At 61.9% G+C, this 12,054-nt stretch carries 10 protein-coding genes and 1 tRNA gene; 5 read left to right on the top strand and 6 right to left on the bottom strand.

The genetic code is table 11. The features are described 5' to 3' along the window. Positions 1-27: 27 nt before the first annotated feature. Both CHX26_RS08410 and CHX26_RS08405 read right to left on the bottom strand, forming a co-directional pair. Positions 28-255, bottom strand: coding sequence for a conjugal transfer protein TraD (locus CHX26_RS08410; protein ID WP_104941978.1), 228 nt, complete (start codon positions 253-255; stop codon positions 28-30). Positions 256-277: 22 nt separating this feature from the next. Next, positions 278-583, bottom strand: coding sequence for a conjugal transfer protein TraD (locus CHX26_RS08405; RefSeq protein ID WP_104941977.1), 306 nt, complete (start codon positions 581-583; stop codon positions 278-280). A 173-nt stretch (positions 584-756) separates the two neighbouring features. Here CHX26_RS08405 and traA point away from each other — a divergent pair, with 173 nt between their 5' ends. The 3 genes from traA to CHX26_RS15635 all read left to right on the top strand — a co-directional run bounded on the left by traA (position 757) and on the right by CHX26_RS15635 (position 5,516). Further along, the gene (gene traA, locus CHX26_RS08400) at positions 757-3,654 is read left to right on the top strand and encodes a Ti-type conjugative transfer relaxase TraA (RefSeq protein WP_104941976.1); all 2,898 of its coding nucleotides are present in this window, start codon (positions 757-759) and stop codon (positions 3,652-3,654) included. A 10-nt stretch (positions 3,655-3,664) separates the two neighbouring features. Then, a complete protein-coding gene (locus CHX26_RS08395; RefSeq protein WP_104941975.1) occupies positions 3,665-4,429 on the top strand; it encodes a DUF6118 family protein in 765 nt (254 codons plus the stop codon). A gap of 121 nt (positions 4,430-4,550) precedes the next feature. Beyond that, a complete protein-coding gene (locus tag CHX26_RS15635; RefSeq protein WP_146107684.1) occupies positions 4,551-5,516 on the top strand; it encodes a hypothetical protein in 966 nt (321 codons plus the stop codon). Between the two features lie 123 nt (positions 5,517-5,639). Here the strand turns inward: CHX26_RS15635 and CHX26_RS08380 are convergent, their stop codons facing one another. Next, positions 5,640-6,860, bottom strand: a complete 1,221-nt coding sequence (locus CHX26_RS08380; protein ID WP_104941972.1) for a tyrosine-type recombinase/integrase — start codon at positions 6,858-6,860, stop codon at positions 5,640-5,642. 196 nt (positions 6,861-7,056) lie between these two features. Next, positions 7,057-7,142 (bottom strand) — tRNA-Tyr (locus tag CHX26_RS08375). A gap of 171 nt (positions 7,143-7,313) precedes the next feature. Between CHX26_RS08375 and rlmB the strand changes: the two genes are divergently transcribed. Beyond that, the gene (rlmB, locus tag CHX26_RS08370; RefSeq protein ID WP_104943343.1) at positions 7,314-8,105 is read left to right on the top strand and encodes a 23S rRNA (guanosine(2251)-2'-O)-methyltransferase RlmB; all 792 of its coding nucleotides are present in this window, start codon (positions 7,314-7,316) and stop codon (positions 8,103-8,105) included. 25 nt (positions 8,106-8,130) lie between these two features. Next, the gene (locus tag CHX26_RS08365) at positions 8,131-9,006 is read left to right on the top strand and encodes a hypothetical protein (RefSeq protein ID WP_104941971.1); all 876 of its coding nucleotides are present in this window, start codon (positions 8,131-8,133) and stop codon (positions 9,004-9,006) included. 92 nt (positions 9,007-9,098) lie between these two features. On the opposite strand, the gene CHX26_RS08360 is transcribed toward CHX26_RS08365, so the two are convergent. Beyond that, the gene (locus tag CHX26_RS08360) at positions 9,099-9,371 is read right to left on the bottom strand and encodes an HU family DNA-binding protein (RefSeq protein ID WP_104941970.1); all 273 of its coding nucleotides are present in this window, start codon (positions 9,369-9,371) and stop codon (positions 9,099-9,101) included. Between the two features lie 238 nt (positions 9,372-9,609). Further along, the gene (lon, locus tag CHX26_RS08355) at positions 9,610-12,018 is read right to left on the bottom strand and encodes an endopeptidase La (protein ID WP_104941969.1); all 2,409 of its coding nucleotides are present in this window, start codon (positions 12,016-12,018) and stop codon (positions 9,610-9,612) included. Positions 12,019-12,054 lie beyond the last annotated feature (36 nt).

The raw sequence follows: 12,054 nt of genomic DNA, 5'->3' as shown, positions 1-12,054 counted from the left end.
CACGTGGGCACCGCGCCCCTTCACTGATCAGGCTGAGTTCTCCGCCTCGAACGCCCGCTTTCCCTTGCGCCGGAACAGCACCAGCGCCTGCGCGCCATCCGGCCCGCGCAGCTTGGCGGCAACGGTGAGAAACGCGCCGTAGAGCGCCGCGCGATCATCGTCGGTCAGTTCGACCAGATCGGCCTTGGCGACGAGGCCGCCCAGTTCGATCAGTTGCCGGGTCCGTTCGCGTCGTTTGACCTGCCATTCGCGCATGTCGGTTCGTGCCTTTGCCGCCTCAAGCCGATGCCGCGCCGCCACCGAGCGGGAGAGTGCCTTCCGGCTGCTGGCCAGGTCCGCTCGAAGCGTTGCTCCCTTTGCCCTGAAAGAAAGCCGCGCCGCGCTTGCGCCAGCCCTCCCCTGTCGCCTTGTCGGTGTTGGCGGCAGCATCGAGCAGCGCGCCTGCAAGGGTTTCAGCGTCGAGCGCGTCGGCTCCGGTTGCCGTGACCAGCGCACCGAGGTCGTGCACGCGGCGTTCCTTCAACTGCTTTGCCTTGTCAGCAAGGGCCTTCAGTTCCGAATCAAAATCGCGGGGTTTGCGCATGGGACATCTCCATCGTTGGTGTGATGGAGCCATGATAATCGGTGAGCTTTCCCAATGCAGTAAGGTCGCCGGGACAGTGTGATACCGCCTAGTCCCGATCAGGATTTTATCATGAGAGGGCGCGCTTATACGTCGTGCCGACGTGGCGTTTGCGGTGTAACTGGATTGCCGTCATGGCAATCTTTCACTTCAGCGCAAAGGTCATCGGAAGGTCGAGCGGACGCAGCGCCGTTGCGGCAGCGGCCTATCGTGCTGGTGAGCGGCTGCACGATGAACGCATCGACCGCGATCATGATTTCACCAACAAGGCAGGCGTCCTTCATTCCGAAGTGATGTTGCCCAAAGGCGCGCCCGACGCCTTCACCGACCGGGCCACTTTGTGGAACGCGGTCGAAGCTGCGGAGAAGCGTAAGGATGCGCAGCTTGCCCGCGAGGTCGAGTTCGCCTTGCCGCGGGAGTTGTCGAAGAAGGACAACGTCAAGCTGGCGCGCGAGTTCGTGAAAGCCGAGTTCGTCGACGCTGGCCCGTTTGGGGGCATGATTGCCGATCTCAACGTCCATTGGGATATTGGCGAAGACGGCAAAGCCAAGCCGCACGCGCATGTCATGCTCACGATGCGCGAAGTGTCCAAAGACGGCTTTGGCGCAAAGGTCCGCGACTGGAACAAGACCGCGCTGATCGAACAATGGCGCGAGCGCTGGGCCGACCATGTCAACCGCGCCTTGGCGGAACGCGACATCGATGCGCGAATCGATCACCGCAGCCTGGAAGCGCAGGGCATTGCGCTTGAACCGCAGGACAAGATCGGCCCCGCTGCCTCTCGCATTGGCGGTCGCGGCCTTGAGGCCGAGCGGATCGAGGAACACCGCGCCATCGCGCAGCGCAATGGCGAGCGGATCATCGCCAATCCCGCTCTGGCGCTGGACGCAATCACGCACAGCCAAGCCACGTTCACCAAGCGCGATCTTGCCGCATTTGTTCACCGCCACAGCGATGGCAAGGAGCAGTTCGACGCAGCCTACAATGCGGTGCGCAGTTCCTCCGAATTGGTCGCCTTGGGCAAGGATGGTCACGGGCAGGATCGCTTCACTTCGCGGGCGATGATCGAGACCGAACAGCGCCTGCATCGTGCCGCAGACGCATTGCCGCAGCGCACCAAACACACCGTCAGTGTTGTGCAGCGGGACGCCGCTTTTGCCAGCGCGGTGAAGCGCGGCCTGGTCCTATCCGGCGAGCAGAAAACTGCCTTCGAGCATGTCACCAACAGCAAGGGTCTTGCCGTGGTCGTCGGCTATGCCGGAACCGGCAAAAGCGCGATGCTGGGCGTGGCGCGCGAGGCATGGGAAAGCGCGGGCTATACCGTGCGCGGCGCTGCCCTCTCCGGCATCGCCGCCGAGGGTCTGGAAAACGGCTCCGGCATCGCATCGCGCACCATCGCCAGCCTTGAGCATCAGTGGGGCAAAGGACGCGAGCAACTCACCGCCAAGGATGTGCTCGTGATCGACGAAGCAGGCATGATCGGCACGCGCCAGATGGAGCGCGTGCTCTCCCGTGCCGCCAAGGCCGGAGCGAAGGTTGTCCTGGTCGGCGACCAGCAGCAGCTTCAGGCCATCGAAGCAGGCGCGGCGTTCCGCGCAATCCACGAGCGCCACGGCGGCGTCGAGATCAGCGAAGTTCGCCGCCAGCTTTCGGCATGGCAGCAGGACGCGACCCGGCACCTCGCCACGGGCCGAACCGGCGATGCGATCCGCACCTATGAAGAACGCGACATGGTCCATGTCGCCGACACGCGAGAGGATGCACGAACGACGCTGATTGAGCGCTGGAATGAGGAGCGGCAAGCCAGCCCTGGCGGCAGCCGAATCATCCTCACCCACACCAATGACGAGGTGCGCGAGCTGAACCACATGGCGCGCGAGAAGATGCGTGCGGCTGGAGCACTGGGTGCCGATGCCACGATCAAGGTGGCGCGTGGCGAGCGCCAGTTTGCGTCAGGCGACCGCATCATCTTCCTGCGCAACGAACGCGGGCTTAGGGTGAAGAACGGGACACTCGGGACGGTCGCGAAAGCCAGCGCACAGGATATGGCCGTGCGCACCGACGATGGCCGCGAAGTTGCCTTCGACACCAAGGACTATGGCCACATCGATCATGGATACGCGGCCACGATCCATAAGGCGCAGGGCATGACGGTGGACCGTACCCATGTGCTCGCCACACCGGGCATGGATAGCCATTCCGCCTATGTCGCCATGTCGCGCCACCGCGAAGGGCTGGCGCTGCATTATGGCCGCGATGACTTCGCCGGCCAGTCCAAACTTGTCCGCACGCTCAGCCGCGAGCGCGGGAAGGATATGGCGGGCGACTACAAGCCCGAGCAGGCTTTCGCCGAATTGCGCGGCATCAGCTTCCACGAGCGCATAATCGAGATGGTTCGGCAGGTGCCGGAGAAGGCCAAATCGATCTTCGGAAACTTCCGCCCACAGGCCCGCCAGCTTGAGCCACTTCCGGTGCAGTCGAACACGCAGAACGAGCAGCGCCGCGCGGTCGAACGCTACGCTCGCGCGCTAGGCGACATCGGCACGATGCAGGTCCAAGGCTTGCCTGTCCTCCCGCACCAGAAGGACGCACTGGAGAAAGCAGGAAAGGCGCTCGACGCGATGCGCCCCCATGCCGCCACCGATCTCGCCAAGGCACTGGATCGGCGGCCTGAGCTGATTGCAGACGCCGCTGGCGGGCGCAGCCAAGAGGCCATGCGCGCGATGCAGCACGAAGCCACCGTGCGCACCGATCCGGCGCTGCGATCCGAGCGCTTTGTCAGGGACTGGCAGGGGCTGAGTGCCGCACGCAAGCAGCTTGAGCAGCAGGGTGACCGCGCAGGCGCTGCCCGTGTGTCGGCCAAGCTGACCGAACTGGCGAAGGGGCTTGAACGCGATCCGCAGGTCGAAGGCCTGCTGCGCGGCAAAACCCGCGAACTCGGCATCGATCCCAAGCCCGAACACAGCATCGCCAATGAACTGACAGCAACCCTCGCTCGCGAGCGCACCCGCGCTTTCGACATGGGCATTTAGGAGAAACGACATGGAAGACGATCACATCGAAGAAGTGCAACTGGACCTCGAAGTCGAGGAACCAGCCGCGCCGCAGCCGGAACCTGAACTGGACGCAGCGGAAGAGTCCGATCCGGCGACGGAGGCCTTCGCCCGCCTCGAAGGCGAAATGGCGATGGTGCGCCATACCGTCCAGAACATGGCCAGGGAACGGACTGACATCGTGATCCCGGACTACACCGCCACGCTCGGCCAGATGGCCGATCAGCTGGCACAGGCCTCCAAGACGCTGACCGCAATCGGCAACAAGCCCGCCATCGAGCTGACGCCGGAAGACATCGCGGTTCAGATCAAGCGCGCCTCGCTCGACATGCTACACGATGCCAGCGACCTGTTCCGGCACGGACGCAAGGACCTGGACATTGCAACCGGACGTCTCGCCGCACTTGTAGGGCGTGTCCGCACCGAGGCCGAGCAGAAGCGTCAGACCTGGCGCATTGCAGGCGTGGGGTTGGCCGCAGGTATCCTGCTCTGGTCAATCCTTCCCGGCACCATCGCCCGCGCCATGCCTGAGAGCTGGCAGTGGCCCGAATGGATGGCGCGAAAGGCCGTTGGCGAACCGACCATCGTGGAGGCCGGAATTCGGTTGATCCAGTCACAGAATCCCGAAGCATGGGAAGAGCTGGCGAAGGCGCAGCACATCCTCAGCGCAAACCGCGAAGAATTGGACCGATGCACCGAAAAGGCGCGGAAGGACGAAAAGACGGTCAGTTGTTCTATCGAGATATCGCCCTGAAGGGTCTGGTTCACCATTTGAAATGCGCTGCCTGCGACTCGGTTTACTACCCAGCTGCGGTGACTGAATTCTGATCCGCTGACCACTTGCTCTCGACGCGGCCAGATGCAAGCAATGCATCATGATAGAATTGAAAACTATTTCGAACGCGACCCCTCTCCCGGCAACGCCCGAGGGTTGGTTCGACTATGGCTACGCTGCGCTGGCCGATGGACGGTTAGCACTGATTCGCACCCGCAAAGATGTCCATACCGAACACATGCGCTGGTGGGAGGCCGTCAATGGCGGCAATCACTCGCGAAAATATCCGAATGTCTGGGATGGTGACATGCGCCTTTCGGTCTTCGATGGCATTGCCGAGACCGATGTGACAATCATGCCATCGGGCGCTCACCCAGTTGTTGACCGTATGTCTAGCGGCCATTGGCTGGTTGCTGACTCGCGTGCGCAAGAAGGCGAGAAAAACGGGCGCATCTATACGGATGACGGACGGATTGAGCGCGAGATAGTCCTCGGCGATGGAATTGAAAATCTGCTGTGCTCCCCAGACGGCACAATCTGGGTTGGATATTTTGACGAGGGGGTTTTCGGAGGTCCAAACAAAGATGGAAGCTGGCCTGTATCGTCTGGAGGCATCGTACAGTTTGATGCGCTCGGCACCCCGCTTTGGTCGTTTAATGATGAAGTTGGCGATACCCACTCGATTGCTGATTCATATGCAATGACGCTCGCCGGAACCGATCTATGGGCCTGCTACTACACTGACTTTCCCATCGTTCGCATCAGCAGCGGTAAGGCGGTGTTTTGGTCGAACAGCATTGCCGGAGCAAAAGCTGTCGCGGTGAAGGATGAGTTTGTGATGCTCGCCGGTGGCTACGCCGAAGACGCTAACCGTATCACACTCGTAAAGCTTGATGGCGAAAACAGCCACGAGCTTGGCCGACTACAGTATCCGAAAGGTGCGCCCGGTACTGCGGGTCTACTTCAGGGGCGTGGGAGCAGCATACACATTGTCAGCAATGGGGTTTGGTTCAAGGTGCCGATCTACAAGGCGGCGGAGGCGATCGGTCATAGGCGCAGCCAATGATCGTTCGGATGTCTCCGTTTTAAAATCGGCTATTACCAATCGTTCGCAAACCACCCAATCGCAACCGTAAGTCTGGGGGACGCTCGAAAGCTGAGGATCAAGGGTGCAGCCATCCAGAATTCTTCAAACACTATGGCCCTCTGTCACACCTGAGTTATTGGAAACCGCCACGCCGTTGCAATAGCTCCCCCACGCCTCCATCAGCTTCACGCGCGCGCCAGGATTCTCGGGCGTGCCAAGATAGGTGGTGCGGCGATAAGCAGCCTGCACCGCATCAGGCGTTTTGTGCGCCAGCGCCGCTTCGACAACCGCATTGGGGAAGCCTTCGTTTGCCGCCCAATCAGTAAAGCTGGAGCGGAAGCCGTGAACGTGGAAAGGCTCCTGCATGTCGCGCATAACTTTGAGCAGGGTCATGTTGGACATCGCCTTACCGGTCATGCCAGGAAAGACCACTTCGGCTCCCTCCATCTGCATTGCATCGGCCTTCACGAGCACCGCCAGAGCCGCTTCTGAAAGTGGCACGATGTGCGCCCTGCTGCGCTTCATGTGTTCGGCTGGGATCGTCCAGAGGCGCTGATCCAGATCGAATTCGTCCCATTTCGCAAGGCGGACCTCCTGCGACCGAACGCCAGTCAGAATGAGAAGGTCCAGCGCAAGACGCGAATAGGATGGCTTGCGCCGCAGCGCAGTCAGGAATGGAGGAACGGCCACGTATGGCATCGCCTTGCGGTTGGCCGGTTTCTTGACCTGTCGCGGCAGCCCTCGCCCTGCTTTGAGGCTGCTATTGCCTGATGGAGCTTCCGTAGAGCGCCAGCCCTTTGCATGGGAGTAGTCGAGCACCGCGCAAATCCGGTTGCGGACCTGGCGGGCTGTTTCCGGAATTTCCTGCCAGATCGGCGTGAGCACCCCGATGATGTCGGCAGCGGTGATCCCGCCGGTCGTCATATCGCCCAGTTTCGGGAACGCGTAGTTTTCCAGACTGGCCAGCCACTGGCGACCATAGACATCACTCTTCCAGCCTGCCTCGTTCTCGGAGTGATATTGGGTGGCGGCTTCGCGGAAGGTTATCTTGGCCGCTTCCTCGTCCTTGCGCTCCGTCAGCACGTCGCGCTTCTCGACCTTTACGGCCTTGCGGAGTTCCGCCGCTTTGGCGCGCGCTTCGGCCAACGTGACCAGCTTCGGACTGCCCAGCCCGATATCCTGACGTTTGCCATCGCGCTGGATTCGCAGGAGCCAATAAGCTCCCCCTCTTTTGTCGACTCTGAGGACCAGTCCGTCGCCATCCTGATAGGTGCCCGGATTCGCCAAAGCGGCCTTGACCGCAACAGCCGTGAGTTTGCCCATCGGTTACTCCCACATCTTTGCCGCCATTGTGGGAGAACCCAAGTGTGGGAGGATATCATTTTACTCCCACACCTCTCCCACACTACGCTCCGGCTGCAAGCAAACAGAAGCGGTCGAGTGCGGACGATGTAGAGCAGAATACCCTTGGTTTTCTGCGATTTCTAGGGCTTTTCGGGGATGTGCTGAGAAAGGGTGGTGGTGGACAGGGCTGGATTCGAACCAGCGTACGCTTGCGCGGGCAGATTTACAGTCTGCTGCCTTTAACCACTCGGCCACCTGTCCACACAGTCCCCTGCCATGAGGGGGGCGATCCTGAGCGTCTGACGCCCTGAAAATGCGCGAGTCCGTTGCCGGACCCGCCGCCGAGAGGCGCCCCTTTGGCGAAGCACTGCTTGCCTGTCAATGCCCCTGCTGGCAGGGGGCGCGTTTGGAAAGCCTCAGCCGGGAAACAACATGAGTAAAGGTGAACGAAAGCGTGCCCTGAGGGGTCGTGCAGGACGCATGAAGGGCGGACGCGGATCGGGCCGGGCGTCAAGCGGGCAAGTGCGCCTGTGGGGCCGCCATGCGGTCGAGGCGGCGCTGAAGAACCCCGAACGCCAGCACCGCAAGCTGTGGGCGACGCCCGAGGGGATCGAGAGCCTCGACGGCGAACTGCCCGCAAACTTCCCGATTGAACACGCACAGCCGGTCGATCTTGCACGTTTGGTGGCAAAAGATGCTCCACATCAAGGACTTGTCCTCGAGTGCGCGCCACTGGAGGACGTCTTTCTGGACGAGGTTGCCCTGGGCGAGGCGGATCGCCCCATCGTCGTGCTCGACCAGGTAACCGACCCGCACAATGTCGGGGCGATCCTGCGCTCGGCAGCGGCCTTTGGCGCAGCGGCGATCGTGACGCAGGATCGCCACGCCCCGCCTGAAGGCGGCGTGCTGGCCAAGGCGGCGTCTGGTGCGCTAGAAACGGTGCCGTGGGTGCGTGTGGTCAACCTCGCCCGCGCGCTGGAGGAGCTGGCTGAAGCCGGTTACTGGCGGATCGGCCTTGCCGGAGAGGCGGAAGCGGTACTCGCCGACGTCATGCCGACCGGCCCTGTTGCCATTGTGCTGGGGGCAGAGGGCGAAGGAATGCGTCACAATATCGCCGCGCATTGCGATGTGCTGGCGCGGCTGCCGATCTCTTCCGCGATCGAAAGCCTCAATGTCTCGAACGCTGGAGCGATTGCACTTTATGCGGTCGCAACACGCGCGTAGAACACCTCCGAGGGAGGGAATTGCCATGACAAAATTGACCACGGTCCGCCTGCGCGCTGCTGCCGTTCTTGCCGGGCTGGCGCTCGTCCTGTCGGGCTGCTTCATGTCGCCAGGCAAGTTTACATCCGAAATGGTGCTGACCGGTCCGGACAGTTTCACATTCAGTTACGATGGCGAAATCTTCTTCCTTGGCCTCAGCAAACTCGCCCAGATGGACAATGCGGAAGAGAGCTTTACCCCTTCCACCTGCTACGATGACGAGACCTTCGAAGAGCGCGACTGCACAAAGGCGGAGCTCGACGAACAGCGCGCCGACTGGGATGCGGGCGCCGCCGATCGGGCTGCCGAAGCCAAGAAGAAGGCCAAGCAGATGGCCGCGATGATGGGTGGGATCGACCCCTCCGATCCCAAGGCTGCCGAGGAACTCGTCAAGCTGCTCCAGCGCCAGAAAGGCTGGGAGCGGGTGGTTCACAAGGGCGACGGACTGTTCCACGTCAGCTTCCGCGTCAAAGGAACGCTGGGGCACGATTTCATGTTCCCGCTGATCGAGGGCTTTCCCGCCACCAACCCGTTTGTGCAGACCTTTGGGCGCAAGAACGGACAGCTGCGGATCAATGCGCCGGGCTTCACCGCCCAAGGATCGGACAATGCGATGTCGGGGATGATGGGCGGTCTGGGTGCGATCGCCGGGATGGGCCCGGGCGCAACGGACGGTGAGGCGGTGCCAGGCTTGCCCCAGCTCGACGGCACTTTCACGATCCGCACAGCGCAAGGTATGCGGATCCTGGCCAACAATACCGACGATGGGCCGGAGGCGACCACGACAGGCGAGGCGCTCTCCTGGCGCATTACTCCGCGCACGGCGCAGTTCCCGACCGCCCTGATCGCTGCTGCCCCCTGACAGCGGGCAGCGCAGTCTGACCATCAAAAACCCCGCCAGCCTTGCGGCTAGCGGGGTTTCTGGTGTCAGATTAGCAGCCCATCAGGCGCTGATCAGTTGACTGCATCCTTGAGCCCCTTGCCAGCCTTGAACTTGGGCTGGTTCGACGCCTTGATCTTCATCGGTTCCCCGGTGCGCGGATTGCGGCCGGTGGACGCCTTGCGCTTGGCAACCGAAAAGGTGCCAAAGCCCACAAGCCGCACCTCGTCCCCACTCGAAAGCGCCTTGGTGATGGCATCGAAAACGCTTTCTACTGCGTTCGAGGCGTCATTCTTGGACAGACCGCTGGCATCGGCCACGGCGCTGATAAGGTCGTTCTTATTCATATTGGACCCCCTCGCTTCAGGATATCGTTGTATCGGTGTGAATCGCGCTCAACCAAAGGCGAGAGATTGAAACCTTTTTGCAAGAACTGTCAAAGCCAAATAGCCCTAGACAATATGCCCTGCGCCAAGGGGGGCGATTTCCGTGCCTGGCAAGGCCAGATGCGGAACTGCCCCAATCGTCTCCCGATTTGGATGCGACCCTGCCGCGAATCACGGCAAGTGGCGGCGTTCTAGCGCCTCAATGTGCGGTTGGCACCTCTGCACCGCCAGGATTTGTTCCCGAAACGGAGCCACCTGGCTGGCTTGCGAGATCATCAGCCTCGCTCCATTCGATCGCTTCGAGCGGAGCGGTCAAGGCATGCGCCAGGACTTCATCCACGTGAGACACCGGGATGATCTCCAGCCCCTGTTTGGCGTTGGCGGGAATCTCGGCGAGATCCTTGACGTTTTCCTCGGGGATGAGAACGGTCTTGATGCCACCGCGCAGGGCCGCGAGCAGCTTTTCCTTGAGGCCGCCGATCGCCAGCACGCGCCCCCTCAGAGTCACTTCGCCGGTCATCGCCACATCGGGACGCACCGCGATACCGGTAAGGGTGGAGACGATCGAGGTTACCATACCTATCCCCGCGCTCGGCCCGTCCTTGGGCACCGCGCCTTCGGGCAGGTGAATGTGGACGTTCTTGCGGTTGAAGACGCTCGGCTTGATGCCATAGGCCGGCGCCCGCGCCTTGACGAAGCTGAACGCTGCCGCGACGCTTTCGTTCATCACTTGCCCAAGCTTGCCGGTGGTCTTGATCTCGCCCTTGCCCGGCGTGGTGACGCTTTCGATGGTGAGGAGTTCACCGCCGACAGACGTCCACGCTAGCCCCGTCACCGCGCCGACCTGCGGTTCCTCTTCCGAAACGCCGTGCTTGAACTTGCGCACGCCGGAGAAGTCGCTGAGATTGTCGGGCGTGATCGTGACGCTGTCAGTCTTCTTCTCGAGGATCTGGCGCAGGGACTTACGGCACAGCTTGGCGATCTCGCGCTCGAGCGTGCGCACCCCGGCCTCGCGGGTGTAATAGCGGATAAGGTCCCGCAAGCCCTCCTCGGTCAGCGCAAACTCGTCCGGCTTAAGCCCGTGGGCCTTGACCTGCTTTTCGATCAGATGGCGCTGGGCGATCTCGACCTTTTCATCCTCGGTGTATCCCTCCAGCCGGATGATCTCCATCCGGTCAAGCAGCGGCTGCGGCAAGTTGAGGCTGTTCGCGGTGCACACGAACATGATGTCCGAAAGGTCGAGATCCAGCTCCAGATAGTGGTCCTGGAACTTGGCGTTCTGTTCTGGGTCGAGCACCTCCAGCAGCGCCGAGGCCGGATCGCCGCGGAAGTCCTGACCCAGCTTGTCGATCTCGTCGAGCAGGAACAGCGGGTTCGACGTTCCCGCCTTCTTGAGGTTGGCAACGATCTTGCCCGGCATCGAGCCGATATAGGTGCGCCGGTGCCCGCGGATCTCCGCCTCGTCACGCACCCCGCCCAGCGACTGGCGCACGAATTCGCGCCCTGTCGCCTTGGCAATCGACTTGCCTAGCGAGGTCTTGCCCACGCCCGGCGGTCCGACGAGGCACAGGATCGGCCCCTTCAACTTGTTGGTGCGCGCCTGCACTGCGAGGTATTCGATAATCCGGTCCTTAACCTTCTCCAGCGCGTAATGATCCGCGTCGAGGATCTCCTGCGCCTTGGCGATGTCCTTCTTCAGCTTCGACTTCTTGCCCCACGGCAACCCGAGCAACACGTCGAGATAGTTGCGGATCACCGTCGCCTCGGCGCTCATTGGCTGCATTGAACGCAGCTTCTTGAGTTCGGCTTGCGCCTTGGCCTTGGCCTCCTTGGACAGCTTGGTCTTCTCGATCTTCTCGGTGAGTTCGGCAATCTCGTTGCCTTCGCCGTCATCGCCGCCGCCCAGTTCCGATTGGATCGCCTTCAGCTGTTCGTTGAGGTAATATTCGCGCTGGGTCTTCTCCATCTGGCGCTTCACACGCCCGCGGATACGGCGTTCGACCTGCAAGACCGACAGTTCGCCTTCCATGAAGGCCATCACCAGTTCGAGACGCTTCAAGGGATTGCTCTCTGTCAGCAGGCCCTGCTTGTCGGAAACCTTCGCGCTGATCGCCGCTGCAATGGTGTCGGCAAGCTGGCCGGCATCATCAACCTCGGAAAGGTCGACTGCAGCGTCCTCGCCCATCTTCTTGTTCAGCTTCACATATTCGCCGAACTGCTCGGTTACCTGACGCATCAGGGCGGTGACTTCGCTTCCCGCAACCGTCTCAGGCTCCATCACGGTGACTTCGGCCAGCAGATGAGAGCCGACATTCTCCAGCGCGGAGAGTTTCGCGCGGTTCTTGCCTTCGACCAGCACGCGCACGGTCCCATCGGGCAGCTTCAGCAGTTGCAGCACCTGCGCGATCACGCCGACATCATAGAGGTCTTCGCCCTCCGGGTCGTCGCATCCGGGGTCAAGCTGGGCGAGCAGGACGATGTCCTTGGAGGCGTCCATCGCCGCTTCGAGAGCCGCCACCGACTTGTCGCGCCCGACAAACAGGGGGACGACCATGCCGGGGAAAACGACAATGTCGCGCAGGGGGAGGAGAGGGTAAGTCTGGGTCATGCGGTAGATATGGGAAGGCCTTGCCGCTCCCGCAAT

Source organism: Porphyrobacter sp. HT-58-2 (assembly GCF_002952215.1).
Classification (GTDB): Bacteria; Pseudomonadota; Alphaproteobacteria; order Sphingomonadales; family Sphingomonadaceae; genus Erythrobacter.
The sequence above is the reverse complement of the archived record's forward strand: the minus strand, read 5'-3'. Positions and strand labels throughout refer to the sequence as shown.

Bases quoted from the DNA above. Each gene is read 5' to 3' on its own strand.
- CHX26_RS08410 (WP_104941978.1), bottom strand. From the start codon at position 255: ATGCGCGAATGGCAGGTCAAACGACGCGAACGGACCCGGCAACTGATC.
- CHX26_RS08365 (WP_104941971.1), top strand. From the start codon at position 8,131: ATGACAAAATTGACCACGGTCCGCCTGCGCGCTGCTGCCGTTCTTGCC.
- CHX26_RS08360 (WP_104941970.1), bottom strand. From the start codon at position 9,371: ATGAATAAGAACGACCTTATCAGCGCCGTGGCCGATGCCAGCGGTCTG.
- CHX26_RS15635 (WP_146107684.1), top strand. From the start codon at position 4,551: ATGATAGAATTGAAAACTATTTCGAACGCGACCCCTCTCCCGGCAACG.
- lon (WP_104941969.1), bottom strand. From the start codon at position 12,018: ATGACCCAGACTTACCCTCTCCTCCCCCTGCGCGACATTGTCGTTTTC.
- CHX26_RS08380 (WP_104941972.1), bottom strand. From the start codon at position 6,860: ATGGGCAAACTCACGGCTGTTGCGGTCAAGGCCGCTTTGGCGAATCCG.
- CHX26_RS08395 (WP_104941975.1), top strand. From the start codon at position 3,665: ATGGAAGACGATCACATCGAAGAAGTGCAACTGGACCTCGAAGTCGAG.
- rlmB (WP_104943343.1), top strand. From the start codon at position 7,314: ATGAGTAAAGGTGAACGAAAGCGTGCCCTGAGGGGTCGTGCAGGACGC.
- CHX26_RS08405 (WP_104941977.1), bottom strand. From the start codon at position 583: ATGCGCAAACCCCGCGATTTTGATTCGGAACTGAAGGCCCTTGCTGAC.
- traA (WP_104941976.1), top strand. From the start codon at position 757: ATGGCAATCTTTCACTTCAGCGCAAAGGTCATCGGAAGGTCGAGCGGA.